Source organism: Lentzea sp. HUAS TT2 (genome assembly GCF_051853195.1).
Classification (GTDB): domain Bacteria; phylum Actinomycetota; class Actinomycetes; order Mycobacteriales; family Pseudonocardiaceae; genus Lentzea.
The window spans coordinates 4,115,032-4,132,083 of record NZ_CP196667.1 but is presented as its reverse complement, the minus strand read 5'-3'; the positions used below and the strand labels follow the sequence as shown (position 1 = coordinate 4,132,083).

Genomic DNA, 17,052 nt, shown 5'->3' with positions numbered 1-17,052 from the left:
TTGGATCGGCGTATCCGCCGAAGGGGGCCCGATTCGCATGGACATCACCTGGGACGTCGCACACGCGCGGCTCAGCCACGACCGAATGCTGCACATCGCACAGGCGCTCATCTCGATGCGCCCCGAGACCGTCACGCTGGGAGGCGGCGAGCCGCTGGGAGTGCCCGGCCTGTTCGAGATCGTCGAACTGTTCCGCGCCGCCGGCATCGACGTCGTCCTGCGCACGTCCGGAAAGTCACTGCACCCGTCGATGGTGCGCACGCTGCTGCTGTCGTGCTCGCGCATCGAGGTGTGCGCGATGGCGTTCACGCACGCCATGCACGCGTTGCACCTGCTCGACATCGGTGCCGCGAAGCTCGACCAGCACGCCGCGTTCGGCCTCGACGCCACCGGCATCCGGCGCGGATTCGACCGCCTGGAGGAGTTCTGCGCCACCACGGCGTTCGAGCTGCCGCACCTGGCGTTCATCGCGTTCAGCGACACGATCGGCTCGGACCACGCGCAGTACCTGCAGTCGCTCGCTCCTCAGACCGTCCGGGTGACGGTCGAGACCGCCAACACGTCGGTGGTCAGAGCGAGTTGATCAGAGCGCGCCAGGCAGGGGTGGAGAACGCGAGTACCGCACCGCTCGCGTTCTTCGTGTCCCGCACCAACGTGTCCTGGGCGAGAGAGACCTCCACGCAGTTGCCCGAGCCGCTGCCACCGCTGTAGCTGCTCTTACGCCAAGTCCGTTCCTGGAACATCCGAGTCCTCTCGCAGGCCGCTGACGTACTCCATCAGCTTGCTCCGCGATTGTTCCTCATCCAGTGCAACGGCATCCAGTCGCTGAAAGAGCCTCTTCGCCCGTGCCACAGCGGTCTTGTCCTGCGCGAACACCTTGGCCATGTCGGTTTCGCAGTACACGACCGGCGATGCCTTCTCGAACTCGTACAGCACACACGGGGAGCGGAAAGCGGTGATGTGCGCCGGCACGACCCTGAGGATGTGGGTGTTGAAGAGGAGACGCAGGTACTGATCCTCCCGGACCGCGACACTGCCCAACTGCATCCGCAGCGCCAGTTCGTGCACGTAGAACAAGCACTCCGGACGGCTCGGCCGCCTCATGATCGCCTGTCGCTCCATTCGCGCACGGACGAACTTCTCGATGTCCTCCGGCGCCTCGATGTGGGAGTCGACGAACAGCTCCCGCGTGTAGTCCTCGACCTGCACGAGACCAGGCACGGTCATGATGTCGAGGCTGATGATCTTGGAGGCCATCGCCTCGGCCATGGCGAGTGTCCGCAGGTCGTCTGGCAGCTGCGCGAAGAACAGGTCGAACGCGTTGTAGTAGCGACCGCGGAACGCGTCGATGAAGACGATGTCCTTGCCGCACGCCGTCAGGTACTGGACGAGGTCGATCTCACTCGCCCGCACCTTGCCGAGTTCGATGTCGGACACCTTGCTCGGGTCCCAGCCCAGCTGGACGGCCATCGCACGGCCGTGGAACCGGGTGTGCGTCTCCCTCAGGCGGCGCAGCTCGTCGCCGAGATCCCGGCTGTACGGGGTGGAAATGATCGCGGTCATAACTTGCGACGGTAGGGATTGGGTTCAATCCATGCCACGGGCTCGTTCGGGTGAAAACGGCAGGCCCTATGACATCGTGCGTCGCACACGGCGCCATAGGGTCTGACCTGCACGTTCATCCGATCGTGGAATGGAATTCGAACACGTGTTCATGCCACGATGAAGACATGACCGCCCTCGCGCTCGCCTCCCCGCTTGAGCTCCTCGACGAGCTCAAGCGGAAGGTCCGCGCGCTGCAACAGCTTCACTTCCAGGTGCTGGAGGTCATCGGCGCGCTCGATCAGCAGGGCGCGGCGGAGTCGCTGGGGTACAAGGATCTCGTCGAGGTCTTCAAGCACATGCTGCGCTGGGATCCCAGGGTGTCGCGCCGCAGGATCAAGCAGGCGCAGGCGTTGTGCCCCACGGTGACGCCGACGGGCTCTCGGATCGATCCGGCGCTCCCCGGTGTCGCGGCCGCGATGGCCGAGGGAGAGCTGTCGGAGGACCACGTGGAGGTGCTGGCCGAGGCGATGGCCGCGCTGCCCTCCGTGGCGGAGGAGCACGTGGTCGAGTACGCACGGCAGCACGAACCGCGCTCTGCCAAGGCGTTCTGCAAGGAGCTGGCCTACCGCCTGGACCAGGACGGCCCCGAGCCCAAGGAGCCGGAGCCCACGCGGCAGAAGAACGTGCTGCGGCGCCAGTGGAGGGGCGGCCGGTACCTGCTGTCCGCCGACCTCGACGCCGAGACGGGCGCGAAGCTGGACGCGCTGATCGACCCGCTGGCCAAGCCGGAGCCCAACGACGTGCGGTTCGCGCCGGAACGCGAGGGCGACGCGCTGTGCGAGATCGTCGACCTGGCCCTGCGCTCCAGCAGCCACCGGATCCACGGCGGTGAGCGCGTCCAGCTGACGGTCACGGTCGACTACGACAAGCTCCGCGAGGGCATCGGCACCGCATTGCTGGACAACGGCGAGCACCTCCCGATGAACAAGGTCCGCAAGCTCGCCTGCGATGCCGGCATCATCCCCACGCTGCTGGGCAGCCACTCCCAGATCTACGACGTGGGCCGCAGGACCAGAGGGATCAACACCGGCCTGCGCCGCGTGCTGGTGGCTCGCGACAAGGGCTGCGCCTTCCCCGGCTGCACCCGCCCGCCGAAACACTGCGAAGCGCACCACATCACGCTCTGGTCCGAGGGCGGCGAGACCAACGCCGACAACCTGGTCCTGCTCTGCCGCCGCCACCACGACCTGGTCCACCACTCGGAGTGGGAGATCCAGATGGCCGGCGGCCTCCCCACCTTCTGCCCGCCGGCGTTCATAGATCCGCACCGAAGACCGAGAACCAACCCGCTCCACGCCGCCTAGCGTGCCGCGCCCGCCAGCCGCCTTCCCGAGGTGGCCGGCAGGGCGCGGCGCAACACCCGCAGCAGCGCTCAGAAGACTTCGCCGCGGACCGCGAACACGTCCTCGGCCGCGGTCTGCGAACCGAGTGCGAGTCGCAGCAACACCCGTGCCTTGCGCGGGCACAACCATCCCGCCATGACCGCGCCGCGCCGGATCAGGTCCGACTCGGACCCGGTGAAGCCGTAGGTGTCGCGGAACGTCGTGCCCGCACCGGTTCGCGACGCCACCACCACCGGGAACCGGGCGCGGGAGATCGCCTCGGCCATCCCCTGCGAGACGTGCCCGGCGCCGGTGGCCGCGACCACGACGCCCTGGACGTTGAGCCAGTCGAGGATCGAGCCGTCATCGTCCACAGTGGCCTCGACGAGCGGAACCGCTGGTGCGTCGAGAGGTCGTGGCAGCGCCGGCAGTCGGTGCGCGGGGTGGAAGTACCGCGGTGCGCCCTCGACCTGGAGTCCGAGCGGGCCGGGGAACGACGCGAAGGCGTTCATCAGGCTGCTGTGGGCTTTCCGCACCCAGCGTGCGGCGTGGATCTCGTCGTTGAGGACCAGCAACGCGCCGCGCCCACGTGAGTTCGCTGCCGCCGCCACCGCGACCGCCGCGGCGAGGTTGGCCGGGCCGTCCGCGCCGGGCAGGCCGGGGTGGCGCATCGCGCCGGTGACGACGACCGGTTCCTCGTGCGGCCACAGGCAGTCGAAGAAGTACGCGGTCTCCTCCAGCGTGTCGGTGCCCTGGATGATCACCACACCGGTGGCGCCGTGCGAGACCTGGTCGCTGGCCCAGTCAAAGGTCTCCAGCAGTGTCGTGAAGGTGAGCGAGGCGCCGGGGATCGTCGCCAGGGTGGCGATCTCGCCGACTTCCAGGCCTGCCACCAGGTCTTGCGCACCGAGGGTCGGGGACACCGCGCCGGAGCCCGTCATCGTGATCGTGCCGCCGAGCGAGGCCACCGCCACCCGTGAGTCCATGGCGCCACTCTAGGGTCGATCGCATGACCGGATCAGTTGACTGGCCTCCCGCCCCGATCAGGACCGAACGGCTCGTGCTGCGCGAGTCCGCGACAAGCGACCGCGAGGCGTTCGCCGACCTGTTCTCGTCGCCGGAGGTCGGCACCTACATCGGTGGCTCCAAGCCCCGGGACGAAGTCGTGCGCACGATGCCCGCGTTGCCGGGCCGGCGCACGGGTTTCTTCGTCGTCGCGCTCGACGACGCGCTGATCGGCATGATCACGTTCGACCCGCACCACGAATCCGGAGAGCCCCAGCTGGGATATCTGTTCCTGCCGGAGTTCTGGGGGCAGGGCTACGCCTCCGAGGCATGTGCGGCGGCGCTGCGCTGGTTCGCCGCCGCACGTCCCGGTGAGCAGGTGGTGATCACCACGCAGACGGCCAACCTGGCGTCGATGCGGCTCGCGGCGAAGCTGGGCTTCACCGAGGTGAGGCGCTTCGAGGAATGGGGTGCCGAGCAGTGGTTCGGCGTGTGGAGGCCTCAGCGCTGACAGACGTCCCGCTTCCGCGCGTCCCGCCGTGGCACGCGGAAGCGGGACCGGTTCAGGGAATCACTGACGCCAGTAGGTGATGTTGCGGAAACGGGCCTCCGCGCGGCCGCTGCCGTGGTGGTAGACGCCGTTCTTGAAGTACCGCGTCGCCGGGCCCTCGTCCTGGTGGGTCAGTTTGAGGGTGCCGTTGTAATAGGTCTTCACGGTGCCCCGGCCGCCCGCCACCGCGGTGTGCTCGACGCGGATCTTGAACCATTTGTTGTAAATGCCGGTGGCGATGACCTGGTTGCTGTCCTTGCGCAGGGTGCCGCCGTTGATGTTCGCGACGTTGAGCATCACGTCGGTGGCGCGCGTGCCGTCCGGGCGGCTGCCGCGCAGGATCTGCACGACGGTCGGGCCGCTGACGCCGGCCGGGATGTAGATCTCGCCCTCCCAGGCCCGCGAACCGCTGGAGTACTCCTGGTTGAACCGCAGCTCGGTGCGCGGATCCGTCGGGCTGCCCTGGGTGTGCGGCTGGTCGTAGTCGTACACCCACATCGTGTGGACGCCGCCCTCGAACTTGTACCGCGCGCTGGTCGCGAGGTTGTAGGGCTTCTGGACCGTGTACGTGTACGGCGCCGAGACCCACTGCGCGGACGGCGGCTGAGCGAGGGCCTGAGCCGCCGGGGCCACGAGCAGGGGTGCCGTCAGCGCGAGGGCGAGCACGGATCGTCGTGTGTGGAGTGCAGGGGTTTCCACGTTGAATCCCTCCGACCTTCGATAAGTGGTCTGTACCACTGTGAGGTCAGAGGACGGAGGGAATCAATAGTTCGTTCAAATTCCGGAACAATGTTCAGGTAGGCGAACTTTTCACATTCCTGAACGGATCTCGTCGAACGTCGGGAACCTCGTCGCGATGTCGCTTCCGGTGAAGTTCCCGATCCAGCCGTCGTCGTCGTGGAAGAACCGGACCGACACGTAATCCGGCGTCGTGCCCATGTCGAACCAGTGCGTCGTGTTCGCCGGAACGCTCAGCAGGTCGCCCGCCTCGCAGAACACCGCGTACACCTTGTCGCCGATGTGCAGGTAGAAAACGCCTGCGCCACGGGCGAAGTAGCGGTCCTCGTCGTCGTCGTGGGTGTGCTCGGCGAGGAACTTGTTGCGGAACTCGACGGCCTTCGCGCGGTACTCGTCGGTGTCGGCCGGCGTCATCTCCATCGCGTCCACGTAGCCGTAGCCCTCCGTCTCGCTGACGCGGGCGATGTCCTTCTCGAAGATCTCCAGGGCGTTCTCGGCGGTCACACCGTCCACAACGGACCAGCGGCTGAAGCGCACGCCGTGCTCCTTGAGCGCGGTGGTGATCTCCTCGGCGTCGGTGGTGCGCAGGACGGTCTCCTCGGGGCCGGATTCCGGCCACACGGTCAACAGCGTCATGAGTTCCTCCCCGTAAAGATGTCTCGCGTCTCCACCTTGAAGCGCAGCAACCACTCCAGGCATTCCAGGCGGTGCCGTGCCTGCGTCAGGTCGTCGCCCCACACGTACACGCCGTGCCGCGCGACGAGCAGTGCCGGGACTTTCGGGTCGAAGCCCTTCTCGAAGGCGTCGCCCAGTTCGATCATGTCCTGGGAGTTCCGCACGACCGGGATCACGACCTCTTCGTGGTCGTACCGGCCGAATCCCTTGAGCATCTCCAGGTCCTTGAGGACCACGCCGCCTGGCCAGTGTTCCGCCGCGACGACGGGTGCGAGCGCGTGGACGTGCACGACGGCGCCCGCTCCGGCGACGCGGGCGATCCTGGCGTGCAGACCCGCTTCGGCGCTCGGGACCTTCGGCGAGTCGACCGCGTTGCCGTCGGCGTCGATGACCACGCTGTCGTCCGCGGTGATCTCGCCCTTGTCGACGCCGCTGACCGTCACCGCGAGGCGGAGCGGATCACGTTGCAGGACAACGGAAAGATTCCCCGAGGTGCCGCGCATCCAGCCCATCTGCGCGTAGCGGACGCACTCGCGGGCGAGCTCCGCCGTCACGAGAGCTCCCAGACCGTCGGGTGGGGCGTGAAGTCGGCGTTGCCGTACGGCTCACCGGCGCGCGCGACGCCGACCGTCTTCCAGCCCGCCTCCTGCGCGGCGTGCAGCTCGGCCGGGACGTCGCTGTAGAAGGTGATGTCGTCGGACCGCAACGTCTCCGCGATCTTGTGGTATGACGCGGCTTCGCGCTTCGGCCCGGCGTTGACCGTGTCGAAGTGGTGCTCCAGCAACGGGGTCAGGTCGCCGTCGGTGGTGTGCTGGAAGAACGCGACCTGGCCCGCGACCGAGCCGGAGCTGAAGATCGCGAGCTTCACGCCGTCGCCGTGCCACTTGCGGATCGCGGGGACGACGTCCGGGAAGAACTCCGCCACGAGGTCGCCCTGCGCGTAGCCCTGCTGCCAGATGAGGCCCTGCAACGTCTTGAGCGGCGTGACCTTCTGGTCGGCGTCCATCCAGTCGTGCAGCGCTTTGACAACGTCGTCGTGGCCCGCGAGCTCCTTGATCTGCCGCACGGCCTCGGCGACCACAGGGTCGTCACCGTGCTGCTCGATCCACGGACCGAGCCTCGGGCGGGCGTAGTCGTAGAGGACGACCAGCACCTGGTCCGTCGCGCTCAGCGTGCCCTCGATGTCGAGCACGACCCACTTGCTCACCGCTGTTCTCCCTCGTAGTACTTGTCGAGCTCACCGGCGTTGTAGACGCCCCGGTCCGTCACCACGGTCGTGACGAAGCGCGGCGGCGTCACGTCGAACGCCGGATAGTGCCCTTTCACCCTCGGCGTGGCACTCGGTCTGCCGAGCACCTGCAACACTTCCGAGCCGTCGCGGTACTCGATCTCCACGTGGTGCGTCGTGGGCGCCAGCAGATCGGGTGCCTGCACTTGGGCGTGGAACGGTACTCCGAACGCGTGCGCGGCCACGGCCAGACCCAGTGTCCCGACCTTGTTGACGACGTGCCCGTCCATGGTGACCCGGTCGGCCGCCGTGACCAACGCGTCGACCACACCGCTTTGCAGCACGGCGGCGCCCATGCCGTCCGTGATGAGCGTGGTGTCGACGCCCATCTCGATCAGCGTCTCCGCAGTGAGCCTGGCGCCCTGCAGGTACGGCCTGGTCTCCGTGCAGAAGAACTTCAGCCGCTTGCCCTGCGCCTGTGCCGCCCTGACCGTCTCCGTCAGGTACAGGTCGGCCCAGCAGTGGGTCATGACCGTGGCTTCGTCGGGCAGCAGGTTCGCCGTGTGCTCGCCCAGCGCCTGGCTCTTGGCCCGGTACCTGCGGTCGCCTTCCTCGGCGCCCTGGAGCGCGTGCGTGACGTCCTGGGCCGCGTCCACGTGTTCGAGGACGACCTTGGTGGCCTTGCGCAGGGCGTTGTTGGTGCGCCTGGTGTTCTCCAGCAGGTGCGCGGTTCTCGCCAGCTGCTCGCGAGCCTCGTCGAACGGCAGGTGTTCGAGGGTGCGCGCCCTGAGCACCATGGCGAAGAGGACTGCGAAGTACGGGCCGGAGGACTGGGTGACCATGTCCTCGACGGCCCGCGCGACCTCTTCGGCCGTGCGGCACAGCACCCAGTTCCGTTCGAACGGGAACTGGCGGCGGTCGAGGATCAGCACGCCGTCGTCGGTGAGCTTCACCGAGTCGGCGAGGACCGGCTGCATCAGCTGTACCCGGTGAAGGCGGGGCGCGCGCCGGTCAGGAAGTGCTCGCCGACCTCGCGGGCCTTGTAGACGACCGGGTCGTGCAGCGTGAGCGTGCGGGCGTTGCGCCAGAAGCGGTCCACGCCGTACTTGGCCGCGGTGCCGCGCGCGCCGACCTGCTCGAAGATGCGACTGGTGACCTCGTTGACGAGCTTGGTGCTGACGACCTTCGCCTCGGAGATGACCACGGCGACCTCGCCGCGCTTGGCCGCCGTGAGGTGGCGGCCCAGTTCGGTGGCCTCGTGCAGCTGACGGGCGGCCTCGTCCGCGAGCAGCCCGGCGGCCCTGGTCTGCGACACCATCTCGCCGTAGGCCGCGACGATGTACGGATCCTCCGTGGCCGACTCGACGCCGCTGACGAACCACGGGCGGGTCTTCGTGCGGGTGTAGTCGGCGGCCTCGTGCAGCGCGCCTTCCGCGATGGCGACGTAGAGCTGGGCGAGCACGAGCTGGAAGCCGATCGCGGCGAGGCTGATGCGCGGGTCCTCGTTCGCCGGCTGCACGCCGAGGATCTCCGTCACCTGAACGTTCTCGAAGTTCACGCCACCGGACGCCGTGAGACGTTGCCCGATGTTGTCCCAATCGTCCAAGTAGGTGATTCCTGCTGCTTTCCCGTCGAGCAGGAAGGTCAACTTCTCGCCGTTGTCGGTGCGCGTCGCGCTCACCACGAGGCGGTCCGCGACGGCCGCTCCGGTGGCGAAGGTCTTGCGACCGTTCAGGACGAAACCATTTTCGGCGGGGCTCAGTTCGAGCGCCGCGTCGAGCGGGTTGCTGACACCGGCCCAGAACTGGTCCGGCTGCACGCTGAACTGCGCGTCGAACAGGCCGCTGCGCCAAATCTGCAGGTAGTGGTACCCGAGGAGGTGCCCGACGTTGGCATCGGCGGCACCCACGATCCGCCCGATCCGCTGCTGCTGCGTCCAGTCCTCGACGTTGAGCAAGCCGCTCTGCCGGAGCAGTTCCACCTCTTTGATGGGTGGCTGGTTGGCCCGGTCCCTGTCCGCCGCATCGGACCTGAGCGTCGCCGCGACCTCGTGCGCGACGTCCAGCCAGTTCGTCATCCCTGCTCCTCCCGGTGGTATCCACTTCAACTTACTTCGTCACACCACCGGGCTAACCACGATGTGAGAGAGACCTTCGACTGGCAGACTGCGCGCGAACCCGCTCTGGCGGGGGCCAACATCTAGGGAGCAATCGGTATGGCGCAGGGCACCGTGAAGTGGTTCAACGGCGAGAAGGGCTTCGGATTCATCGCGCAGGACGGCGGCGGTCCGGACGTGTTCGTGCACTACTCGCAGATCTCCGGCTCCGGCTTCAAGTCGCTCGAGGAGCAGCAGCGCGTGGAGTTCGAGATCGGGCAGGGCCAGAAGGGCCCGCAGGCGCAAGACGTCCGCGCCATCTGATTCAGCTCTTGGAGGCCCGTCCGGTGTTCTGCCGGGCGGGCTTCTCTGCGTCCAGACGGATTTCGAGCAGGCCCCGTCCCACCAGGGACCGCGATCCCGGAGTGACCTTCAGCGGCGAGCCGCCGTTCTGAACGACGGCGTGAAACGAGAGAGGCGCCGCGGCCCGTCGGCCGCGACGCCTGTACATCCCGCCGCGGGAATTCGGCGTGGAGCGCTCGCGGGCAGTGCCCGGAGCAAGTGGCAACCGAGGGAGTCGAACCCTGCGCGGCTTGTGAAGGCGGCGCCCGAGTACCGGCCCTAACCCTTCGGTCGGGCGACGGCTGCCTTGGAGTTGTTCTGCTCTACAAGAGGCCTCGACGACACTGGGGATACCCACAGTGTTAAACGTCCACACTACTGAGGGTGTTTCATGTTTCACTCAGGTGGGTGACTCTGGTCACCGTGCGATACCTCCCTGCCATCGCGGCCCTGCTCCTGCTTCCCCTGGTACCCGCCACCGCCGACGCGGCGCCCGCGGGCACGTTCTACGTCACCAGTGTCCGGACCGGCCTCAACGTCGCCCAGAGCGGCAGTGGACTGGCACTGCACCGCCCGAAGGGCAACGAGGACCGCCAGCAGTGGCGGCTGAGCGACGGGAGGTTCGAGAACACCGACTCGCCGGGTCAGTGCATCACCCGTCAGCTCACCATGGGTTCGTGCTCACTCGGGGATACGGTTCACGAGCCCCGTCAGTTCGGTGATCAATGGAAATTCTTCGCACTGGACGGCGAGACGCGCTGGTACCTGACGCCGGTGGCCAATCAGACCGAGCCGATGCCGCAGGATCCGCGGCTCGACCAGATGACGTTCCTGACCGCCCACAACGCCTATGCGAACGGGGTGGACGGCGGGTTCGCGCCGCCGTTCATCAACCTCGCGAAGAACCAGACGCGCGGCATCGTGCAGCAGCTCAGTGATGGCGTGCGCGGTTTCATGCTGGACATCCACCAGACGCCCGACGGCGCGATCCTGTGCCACAACAGCTGCACGCTCGTCAGCAAGCCGGTGGCGCTCAACGTCGACATCCAGCGGATCGTGGACTTCCTCAAGAACAACCGCAGCGAGATCATCACGGTCTTCCTGGAGGACTACGTCGACGCGAACACCCTGCGCGCCGAGCTTCGCAAGGTGCAGGGGCTGAACGACGTCCTGTACCGGGCCGAGGGCGTGCAGCAGAACGGGTGGCCCACCCGCAGCCAGCTGCAGGGCAGCAACAAGCGGCTGATCATCTTCACCGACCACGGCAAGGACGGGCGCGAGGACTCCGGCGTGCTCTACCAGAAGGACTGGACGGTCGAGAACTACTGGTCGATGGGTTCGGGACTCGGCAGTTCCGACTGGTCCTGCTACAGCCGATGGGATGAAAAACCGCTCACCGCGACGGGCGGCTTCCAGCCTTTGTTCGTCATGAACCACTTCCGCGACGTTCCGTTCACGAGCACGGCGACGACGGACAACGGCAAGCTCGCGAACCGTGCGCAGCAGTTCTGCCAGCCCGCGGCGCGCAAGAAGCCGAACTTCCTCGCGGTCGATCTCTATCACCTGGGCAACGCGGCCCAGGCGGTGCAACAGCTCAACGCATACGTATATAGGCCGTAGCCCAGATTGTGAGAGTTGTACGCTCCGCGCATGGCCTCGATCCTGTTCACGCGCGGAGCGCCCTCTCTCGACATCATCGACCAGGAAGGCCTGCGCGAAGCGGCGCAGAAAGCCTTCACGGACGACCCCGGCGGCACCTTCGCGTACGGCACGAGCGTCGGCTACGTGCCTTTGCGCACCTGGCTCGCGGAGCAGCACGGCGTCGCGCCGGAGCAGGTGCTCGTCACCAACGGCTCGATGCAGGCCGACGCGTTCCTGTTCGAACTGCTCGTCCAGCAGGGCGACGACGTCGTGGTCGAGGCTCCGACCTACGACCGCACGCTGCTGAACCTGCGCCAGCGCGGCGCCAAGATCCACGCGATCGAGCTGGAGACCGACGGCATCAACGTCGACGCGCTCGAGAAGCTGCTGGAGAGCGGTGTGCGCCCGAAGCTCGCGCACATCATCCCGAACTTCCACAACCCGGCCGGCTACACGCTGTCCGAGGCGAAGCGCGCACGTCTGCTCGACCTCGCGGCGAAGTACGACTTCGTGCTGTTCGAGGACGACCCGTACGTCAAGGTGCGGTTCGAGGGCGAGCCGCTGCCGACGATGCTGTCGCAGGACAAGAACGACAAGGTCGTCTACGCGTCGTCGTTCTCGAAGACCATGGCGCCCGGCATCCGCTGCGGTTACCTGGTGGGCCCGAAGGCCGTCATCAAGGCCGTCCAGGACATCGCGACCACCACGTACATCTCGCCGAACATGGTGGCGCAGTCGATCGTGAACTCGTACTGCCGCTCCGGCCGTCTCGAGGAGTCGGTCGCGAACGTCCGCACCGCGCTGCGCGCCCGCAAGGACGCCCTCGTCGCCGCGCTCCAGCGCGAGCTGCCGGAGGCCGTCTTCACCGCGCCGCAGGGCGGCTACTTCATGTGGGTCGAGCTGCCCGGCGTGTCCATCGACAAGCTGGTGCCGGTCGCCAAGGAGCACGGCGTCGAGTTCGTGAAGGGCGCCGACTTCCTGCTGGAGGGCGGCGACAACGCCATCCGCCTCGCGTTCTCGGGCGTCACGCCGGAGCAGATCGACGAGGGCATCACCCGCCTCGGCGCGGCTGTCCGCGCGCTCTGAACCACCCAAAAGGTGTCAGTTACTGCCAGGAGTTCTGGCAGTAACTGACACTTCGCGCTACCGTGGCGACGTGGACACCTTGACCACGCGCGCCGCGAAGGACCTGCGCACCCGCCTCGCGATCCAGGAGGCGGCCATCGCCCTGTGCCTCGACCAGGGCTTCGCCGCCACGTCGACCAGGGCGATCGCCGACCGCGCGGGCGTCTCCGAACGCACGCTCTTCCGCACGTTCGGCACCAAGGCCGCGATCTTCTGGTACGACGCGTTCCTCAGCCGCGTCGTCCGCGTGCTCGCTCCGGACCCCGATCCCGTCGCGGCGCTGACCACAGCGGTGCGCACGGCGATCGACACGATCACCCCCGAGCAGTGGGCGCTGGAGCTCGGCCGCCGCGCGGTGATCGTCGCGGAGCCCGACCTGATCGCGACCGGCACGCAGGAGCTCAACAGCGGCGCCGCGCAGATCGCCGCGATCCTCACCCCGCCACTCGCCTCCCCCGCGCAGGCCTTCGACCTGGTGCTCTTCGCCCGGTTCGCGGTGGCGGGCATGGGCGTGGTCCCGATCCACGCGGACACCACGCCCGGCGAATGGGGCGCGGAACTCGAACGTGTCGTGCACAAGGCCGCGTACGGCGCACTGGAGCGGCCATGAAGCTCATCACCGACCCGAACACGCTGGCAGGCCTCAGCCACGACGAGGCCGAGTGGGCACCGGCGGGCACGCCGTACGCCGCGTTCCGCCCGGAGTCCACTGAGGACGTTCAGGAGGCCGTGCGGCACTGCGCCGAGCACAACATCCCGATCGTGCCGAGAGGTGCGGGCACGGGGTTGTCCGGCGGGGCGAACGCGACGGACGGCTGCCTCGTCCTCGACCTGAGCCGGATGAACCGGGTCGTCGAGATCGACCGCGACAACCTGCTCGCCGTCGTGCAACCGGGCGTGGTCAACGACGACCTCAAGAAAGCCGTTGCCGCGCAAGGACTCTGGTACCCACCGGACCCGGCCAGCTCACCGTGGTCGACGATCGGCGGCAACGTCGCCACGAACGCGGGCGGCCTGTGCTGCCTCAAGTACGGCGTGACGCGCGACTACGTGCTGGGCCTGGAGGCCGTGCTGGGCGGTCCCGTCGCGTACGGCACCGCGGTCCGGCTCGGCAGGCGCACCACCAAGGGCGTCGCCGGCTACGACCTCACCGGCCTGCTCGTCGGCTCGGAGGGCACGCTCGGCGTCATCACCGAGGTCACCCTCCGCCTCCGCCCGGCGCCGCGCCCGGCTGCCACCGTCGTCGGCGCGTTCGACAGCCTCGTCGCCGCAGGTCAGGCCGTCGCGCTGAGCACCAGCCGAGGCCTGCAGCCCGCCGCGCTGGAACTGATCGACCGCGCCTGCCTGCAGGCCGTCGAGGACTGGAAGCACCTCGGCATCGAGCCGGACACCGCGGCCATGCTGCTGGCCAGCGCCGAGACGCCGGACGACGCCGACGGCCTGGTCGCGGCCTTCACCGACGCGGGCGCCGCCTGGACGGAACGCTCCACCGACTCGACCGAGGCCGAGGCGCTCTTCGCCGCCCGCCGCCTCACCTACCCGGCGCTGGAACGCCTGGGCCCGCTGCTCACCGAGGACGTGTGCGTGCCGCGGTCTGCGGTCCCCGCGATGCTCGCGCACATCGAGGAGATCGGTGCGCGCCACGGGGTCCGGATCGCCACCATCGCCCACGCCGGCGACGGCAACCTGCACCCGTTGCTGATCACCCCGCCCGGCGACGACAACGCCAGGATCGCCGCGCAGGCGGCGTTCGAGGACATCATCGACCAGGCGCTCGCCCTCGGCGGCACCGTCACCGGTGAGCACGGCGTCGGCCTGCTCAAGCGCGACGGCATGGTCCGCGAGCTCGGCCAGGACGCCCACGCCGTCCACCGGGCCGTCAAGCACACGTTCGACCCGCTGAACATCTTCAACCCCGGCAAAGCCTGAGGAGTCCGCATGCTGGTTCCCGCAGACGGCGGCGACCTCGCCGTCGAGATCCACGACGGCGACACCCCGCCCGTGCTGGCGATCCACGGCGTCAGCGGCAGCCGCAAGCTGTGGAACTGGGTCGCCGCCCACCACTTCTCCCTCGTCGCGCCCGACCTGCGCGGCCGCGGCGACAGCTTCGAGGTTCCCGGGGCGTCCATCCGGCAGCACGCCGACGACATGGTCCGCGTGCTCGACGCCCTGGACCTTCAGACCGTGACGGTGTGCGGCATGTCCATGGGCGCGTACGTGGCCGTCGACCTCGCCGTGCGTCATCCGGACCGGGTGCGCGCGCTCGTGCTCGTGGACGGCGGCTTCCCGATGCCCGCGCACGCCCAGATGACCGAGGAGATGCTCTCGGCGGCGTTCGCCCCACAGGTGGCCGCCCGCGAACGCACTTGGACCGTCGACGAGTACCTGGCCGTGCAGGCCATGGCGAACCCGCTGATCGACGCCACCGACCCGTTGATCCGCGACTACTTCGCCCACGACCTCACCCCGGACGGCCACCTCAGGCTCCCGGCGGACACCCTGATCGCCGACGCCACCGACGTCATCTTCGGCACCTCGCGCTGGCAGGAGCTGACCGTGCCGACGTGGTTCCTGCACGCCGAGTGGAGCACCGGCCCCGGCAGCCCGCCCGCCTACACCGTCGACCAGGCCGAGGCGTTCCGCACCGCGCTGCCCGTGCTGCACGAACCGGTGCTGATCAACGAGGTCGACCACGGCGGCACCGTGATGACCAGGGCGGGCGCCGCCGTCACCGCCGAGGTCCTCGCGGAAGCCCTGAAGTGACCCGCTGAGCCCTGCACCACACCTCTTGGATCAGAGCACGCCTCCGAGTTAGTGTGTACACCAATGATTAGTACACCAAGCATCCCGGAGAACCCGCTCGAACTGGAGCGGCAGGTCTGCTTCGCGCTGGCCGTGGCCAGCCGGACGGTGATCGCGGTCTACCGCCCGATCCTGGAGCCGCTGAACCTCACGCATCCCCAGTACCTGGTGATGCTGGCGCTCTGGGAACGGTCGCCGCGCACGGTCAAGGACCTGAGCAACGTCCTGCAGCTCGACCCCGGCACGCTCAGCCCGCTGCTCAAGCGGCTGGAGGCGATCGGGTACGTCGAGCGCCAGCGGGACAAGGCCGACGAGCGCGCGCTCGCGCTCACGCTGACCGAGGCCGGGGTGGAACTGAGAAAAGAAGCTCTCAAGATTCCCTTCAAGGTCGTGGAGCAGCTCGACATGACGTTCGAAGAGCTCGCGCAGCTGAACCAGGTGCTGCACAAGGTGATCGCCAAGGCGACACGGTGAACCCCGCGCTGAAGGCCTGGTATTACGCGGGCGGCCGGCTTCCTCAGAAGTACAGGGAGTTCGTGTACGAGGACGTGACCGGTCCGAAGTGGCTGTTGCGCTTCACCGTGCGCAGTCTCGTGCAGGTCACGCCGCTCACCGTCGCCATCGCGCTGGCGCTGGTCTTCGGACTCGGCTCGGCGTGGCCACTGGCAATCGCGTGCGGAGCGCTCGGTTTCGTTGTAGGACTGTACTTCGCGTTGTCCTACGCACCCGAAAGCGTGGATTACCGGCTCACGAAGTACGGGTACCCACGAGGGTCGGCGACTCAGGGTCGCCGGGAACGAAACGCCGTGAGGGACCGCGCGCGACAAGCGAAGTACGACGCGGTCTGGCGGCGATCCGAAGGGTAGAGACCTATGGCCTTGTTGAGCGATCAGTTCGAGTTCACGAGGCCACAGGCACTCACCCTCACCGCCGGCGTCTTACAGCTCGCGTTCGGATGGTTCGACGTGTTCGGATTGGACCCGAACTATCACGTGATCCAGGTCGGAGTCGGGGTGCTGGGTGTCGCGATGGCGTGGCGGCACGACCTCGCGCGCATGTACGGGCTGTTGTTGCTGCTGGCGTTCGGGATGCTGGCGTTCTCGCTCGACGACGTGACGACGGAGGGCTTCCTCGAGGTCCGCACGGCGTTGATCGGGCTCATCATCACGCTGGCCAGGCCGGCAAAGCACGCTCAGGAGTGACGTCGCGCTCCACCGAGCGCAGCGCCGTCACCGTCGCGAACCCCTCTGCCAGCAACGCCGTGTCCGTACCCGGCACCAGCGACTCCTCCGCGTAGACGTGCACGAGCTCGACCTCGTTGTCGCCCACGTCGTCCACCCGGCTCTGCACCGCGCCGAAGCGCGCCAGCTCCGCCCAGCGAAGTCCTTGCACGTCAACGACGTTCGGCACGTTCAGCGACAGCACCGTGGCCGCGGGCATCTCCAGCAGCACGGGCAGCACGACGCGCACCACCTCGCCTGCCTTGTCCCACAACGGTTCGGGCCCGTCCAATCCCACGTCGAGCGACACCGCCATCGCCGTGACGTCGTTGAGGTGCGCGGTCAGCGCCGCGCCGACGGTGCCGGAGTGCAGGATCGCGCGGCCCACGTTCGCGCCGAGGTTCACGCCGGACAGCACCACGTCGGGCTTGCCGCCGAACCCGCCGCGGCACGCGATGAGCGAGATCAGCCCCGGATGCGCCGCGACCGCGTAGGCCTCGACGTCCAGTCCCGGCAGCGAACGGCGTTCGCTCGCCACCCGTCCCATCTCCCCCGAGGCCGCGACGGACGCGCTCGTGCCGCTGGCCTGGGTGACCGGCGCCGCCACCACCACGTCGAGGCCGCAGTCGGCGGCGGCCGCCGCCAGGGTCCACAGGCCGGGTGAGTCGATCCCGTCGTCGTTCGTGATCAGCGCGCGCATCGGC

22 protein-coding genes are annotated in these 17,052 nt (G+C 68.2%); 12 read left to right on the top strand and 10 right to left on the bottom strand.

All coding sequences use genetic code 11. From position 1 onward, the window contains the following. The first annotated feature begins 37 nt into the window (after window positions 1-37). Entirely contained in the window at window positions 38-583 is a 546-nt protein-coding gene (locus ACSHWB_RS20775; RefSeq protein WP_439663659.1) for a hypothetical protein, read from the top strand. Here the strand turns inward: ACSHWB_RS20775 and ACSHWB_RS20770 are convergent. Further along, window positions 570-743 (bottom strand): DUF397 domain-containing protein, encoded by a 174-nt coding sequence (locus ACSHWB_RS20770; protein ID WP_439663658.1) that lies wholly within the window; start codon window positions 741-743, stop codon window positions 570-572. The two genes, ACSHWB_RS20775 and ACSHWB_RS20770, sit on opposite strands and share 14 nt — an antisense overlap. Beyond that, window positions 718-1,563 carry a helix-turn-helix domain-containing protein gene (locus ACSHWB_RS20765; protein ID WP_439663657.1) on the bottom strand — a complete coding sequence of 282 codons (846 nt, stop codon included), beginning with the start codon at window positions 1,561-1,563 and terminating at the stop codon, window positions 718-720. The genes ACSHWB_RS20770 and ACSHWB_RS20765 overlap by 26 nt, the downstream gene beginning before the upstream one ends. Before the next feature lie 167 nt (window positions 1,564-1,730). On the opposite strand from ACSHWB_RS20765, the gene ACSHWB_RS20760 reads away from it, so the two are divergent. Continuing rightward, window positions 1,731-2,909 (top strand): DUF222 domain-containing protein, encoded by a 1,179-nt coding sequence (locus ACSHWB_RS20760; RefSeq protein ID WP_439663656.1) that lies wholly within the window; start codon window positions 1,731-1,733, stop codon window positions 2,907-2,909. A gap of 68 nt (window positions 2,910-2,977) precedes the next feature. Here ACSHWB_RS20760 and ACSHWB_RS20755 read toward each other — a convergent pair whose 3' ends face one another. After that, on the bottom strand, window positions 2,978-3,913 hold the full coding sequence (locus ACSHWB_RS20755; RefSeq protein ID WP_439663655.1) for an asparaginase: 936 nt from the start codon (window positions 3,911-3,913) through the stop codon (window positions 2,978-2,980). Window positions 3,914-3,936: 23 nt separating this feature from the next. Here ACSHWB_RS20755 and ACSHWB_RS20750 point away from each other — a divergent pair, with 23 nt between their 5' ends. After that, window positions 3,937-4,443, top strand: coding sequence for a GNAT family N-acetyltransferase (locus tag ACSHWB_RS20750; protein WP_439663654.1), 507 nt, complete (start codon window positions 3,937-3,939; stop codon window positions 4,441-4,443). Between the two features lie 60 nt (window positions 4,444-4,503). Here the strand turns inward: ACSHWB_RS20750 and ACSHWB_RS20745 are convergent, their stop codons facing one another. From ACSHWB_RS20745 to ACSHWB_RS20720, 6 genes are all read right to left on the bottom strand, one after another. Beyond that, complete coding sequence (locus ACSHWB_RS20745) at window positions 4,504-5,181, bottom strand: polysaccharide lyase family 7 protein (protein WP_439663653.1); 678 nt, start codon at window positions 5,179-5,181, stop codon at window positions 4,504-4,506. Window positions 5,182-5,292: 111 nt separating this feature from the next. After that, window positions 5,293-5,856 carry a 1,2-dihydroxy-3-keto-5-methylthiopentene dioxygenase gene (locus ACSHWB_RS20740; RefSeq protein ID WP_439663652.1) on the bottom strand — a complete coding sequence of 188 codons (564 nt, stop codon included), beginning with the start codon at window positions 5,854-5,856 and terminating at the stop codon, window positions 5,293-5,295. Next, window positions 5,853-6,449 carry a methylthioribulose 1-phosphate dehydratase gene (mtnB, locus tag ACSHWB_RS20735; RefSeq protein ID WP_439663651.1) on the bottom strand — a complete coding sequence of 199 codons (597 nt, stop codon included), beginning with the start codon at window positions 6,447-6,449 and terminating at the stop codon, window positions 5,853-5,855. Before mtnB ends, ACSHWB_RS20740 begins: the two co-directional genes overlap by 4 nt. Continuing rightward, the gene (gene mtnC, locus ACSHWB_RS20730; RefSeq protein ID WP_439663650.1) at window positions 6,446-7,102 is read right to left on the bottom strand and encodes an acireductone synthase; all 657 of its coding nucleotides are present in this window, start codon (window positions 7,100-7,102) and stop codon (window positions 6,446-6,448) included. Before mtnC ends, mtnB begins: the two co-directional genes overlap by 4 nt. Then, on the bottom strand, window positions 7,099-8,100 hold the full coding sequence (locus ACSHWB_RS20725) for a s-methyl-5-thioribose-1-phosphate isomerase (protein ID WP_439663649.1): 1,002 nt from the start codon (window positions 8,098-8,100) through the stop codon (window positions 7,099-7,101). The genes mtnC and ACSHWB_RS20725 overlap by 4 nt, the downstream gene beginning before the upstream one ends. Further along, the gene (locus ACSHWB_RS20720) at window positions 8,100-9,200 is read right to left on the bottom strand and encodes an acyl-CoA dehydrogenase family protein (protein ID WP_439663648.1); all 1,101 of its coding nucleotides are present in this window, start codon (window positions 9,198-9,200) and stop codon (window positions 8,100-8,102) included. Before ACSHWB_RS20720 ends, ACSHWB_RS20725 begins: the two co-directional genes overlap by 1 nt. 138 nt (window positions 9,201-9,338) lie before the next feature. Here ACSHWB_RS20720 and ACSHWB_RS20715 point away from each other — a divergent pair, with 138 nt between their 5' ends. The 9 genes from ACSHWB_RS20715 (at window position 9,339) to ACSHWB_RS20675 (ending at window position 16,330) form a co-directional block, all read left to right on the top strand. Further along, window positions 9,339-9,542: a cold-shock protein gene (locus ACSHWB_RS20715; protein ID WP_030479286.1), complete on the top strand. Its 204-nt coding sequence runs from the start codon at window positions 9,339-9,341 to the stop codon at window positions 9,540-9,542. 426 nt (window positions 9,543-9,968) lie between these two features. Then, window positions 9,969-11,180 (top strand): PI-PLC domain-containing protein, encoded by a 1,212-nt coding sequence (locus ACSHWB_RS20710; RefSeq protein ID WP_439663647.1) that lies wholly within the window; start codon window positions 9,969-9,971, stop codon window positions 11,178-11,180. A 30-nt stretch (window positions 11,181-11,210) separates the two neighbouring features. Continuing rightward, window positions 11,211-12,287 (top strand): PLP-dependent aminotransferase family protein, encoded by a 1,077-nt coding sequence (locus ACSHWB_RS20705; protein ID WP_439663646.1) that lies wholly within the window; start codon window positions 11,211-11,213, stop codon window positions 12,285-12,287. Window positions 12,288-12,357: 70 nt separating this feature from the next. Then, window positions 12,358-12,936, top strand: a complete 579-nt coding sequence (locus ACSHWB_RS20700; RefSeq protein WP_439663645.1) for a TetR/AcrR family transcriptional regulator — start codon at window positions 12,358-12,360, stop codon at window positions 12,934-12,936. After that, the gene (locus ACSHWB_RS20695; protein WP_439663644.1) at window positions 12,933-14,255 is read left to right on the top strand and encodes an FAD-binding oxidoreductase; all 1,323 of its coding nucleotides are present in this window, start codon (window positions 12,933-12,935) and stop codon (window positions 14,253-14,255) included. Before ACSHWB_RS20700 ends, ACSHWB_RS20695 begins: the two co-directional genes overlap by 4 nt. Window positions 14,256-14,264: 9 nt before the next feature. After that, complete coding sequence (locus ACSHWB_RS20690; protein WP_439663643.1) at window positions 14,265-15,089, top strand: alpha/beta fold hydrolase; 825 nt, start codon at window positions 14,265-14,267, stop codon at window positions 15,087-15,089. Between the two features lie 63 nt (window positions 15,090-15,152). Then, on the top strand, window positions 15,153-15,602 hold the full coding sequence (locus tag ACSHWB_RS20685; RefSeq protein ID WP_439663642.1) for a MarR family winged helix-turn-helix transcriptional regulator: 450 nt from the start codon (window positions 15,153-15,155) through the stop codon (window positions 15,600-15,602). Beyond that, complete coding sequence (locus ACSHWB_RS20680) at window positions 15,599-15,994, top strand: DUF5313 family protein (protein ID WP_439663641.1); 396 nt, start codon at window positions 15,599-15,601, stop codon at window positions 15,992-15,994. The genes ACSHWB_RS20685 and ACSHWB_RS20680 overlap by 4 nt, the downstream gene beginning before the upstream one ends. 6 nt (window positions 15,995-16,000) lie before the next feature. Beyond that, window positions 16,001-16,330, top strand: a complete 330-nt coding sequence (locus ACSHWB_RS20675) for a hypothetical protein (RefSeq protein ID WP_439663640.1) — start codon at window positions 16,001-16,003, stop codon at window positions 16,328-16,330. Here ACSHWB_RS20675 and surE read toward each other — a convergent pair. Next, a complete protein-coding gene (gene surE / locus ACSHWB_RS20670; RefSeq protein WP_439663639.1) occupies window positions 16,293-17,048 on the bottom strand; it encodes a 5'/3'-nucleotidase SurE in 756 nt (251 codons plus the stop codon). The two genes, ACSHWB_RS20675 and surE, sit on opposite strands and share 38 nt — an antisense overlap. Window positions 17,049-17,052 lie beyond the last annotated feature (4 nt).

Coding starts and splice junctions, on each gene's coding strand:
- ACSHWB_RS20775 (WP_439663659.1), top strand. CDS start 38: ATGGACATCACCTGGGACGTCGCACACGCGCGGCTCAGCCACGACCGA.
- ACSHWB_RS20770 (WP_439663658.1), bottom strand. CDS start 743: ATGTTCCAGGAACGGACTTGGCGTAAGAGCAGCTACAGCGGTGGCAGC.
- ACSHWB_RS20765 (WP_439663657.1), bottom strand. CDS start 1,563: ATGACCGCGATCATTTCCACCCCGTACAGCCGGGATCTCGGCGACGAG.
- ACSHWB_RS20760 (WP_439663656.1), top strand. CDS start 1,731: ATGACCGCCCTCGCGCTCGCCTCCCCGCTTGAGCTCCTCGACGAGCTC.
- ACSHWB_RS20755 (WP_439663655.1), bottom strand. CDS start 3,913: ATGGACTCACGGGTGGCGGTGGCCTCGCTCGGCGGCACGATCACGATG.
- ACSHWB_RS20750 (WP_439663654.1), top strand. CDS start 3,937: ATGACCGGATCAGTTGACTGGCCTCCCGCCCCGATCAGGACCGAACGG.
- ACSHWB_RS20740 (WP_439663652.1), bottom strand. CDS start 5,856: ATGACGCTGTTGACCGTGTGGCCGGAATCCGGCCCCGAGGAGACCGTC.
- ACSHWB_RS20725 (WP_439663649.1), bottom strand. CDS start 8,100: ATGCAGCCGGTCCTCGCCGACTCGGTGAAGCTCACCGACGACGGCGTG.
- ACSHWB_RS20720 (WP_439663648.1), bottom strand. CDS start 9,200: ATGACGAACTGGCTGGACGTCGCGCACGAGGTCGCGGCGACGCTCAGG.
- ACSHWB_RS20715 (WP_030479286.1), top strand. CDS start 9,339: ATGGCGCAGGGCACCGTGAAGTGGTTCAACGGCGAGAAGGGCTTCGGA.
- ACSHWB_RS20705 (WP_439663646.1), top strand. CDS start 11,211: ATGGCCTCGATCCTGTTCACGCGCGGAGCGCCCTCTCTCGACATCATC.
- ACSHWB_RS20695 (WP_439663644.1), top strand. CDS start 12,933: ATGAAGCTCATCACCGACCCGAACACGCTGGCAGGCCTCAGCCACGAC.
- ACSHWB_RS20690 (WP_439663643.1), top strand. CDS start 14,265: ATGCTGGTTCCCGCAGACGGCGGCGACCTCGCCGTCGAGATCCACGAC.
- ACSHWB_RS20685 (WP_439663642.1), top strand. CDS start 15,153: ATGATTAGTACACCAAGCATCCCGGAGAACCCGCTCGAACTGGAGCGG.
- ACSHWB_RS20675 (WP_439663640.1), top strand. CDS start 16,001: ATGGCCTTGTTGAGCGATCAGTTCGAGTTCACGAGGCCACAGGCACTC.
- surE (WP_439663639.1), bottom strand. CDS start 17,048: ATGCGCGCGCTGATCACGAACGACGACGGGATCGACTCACCCGGCCTG.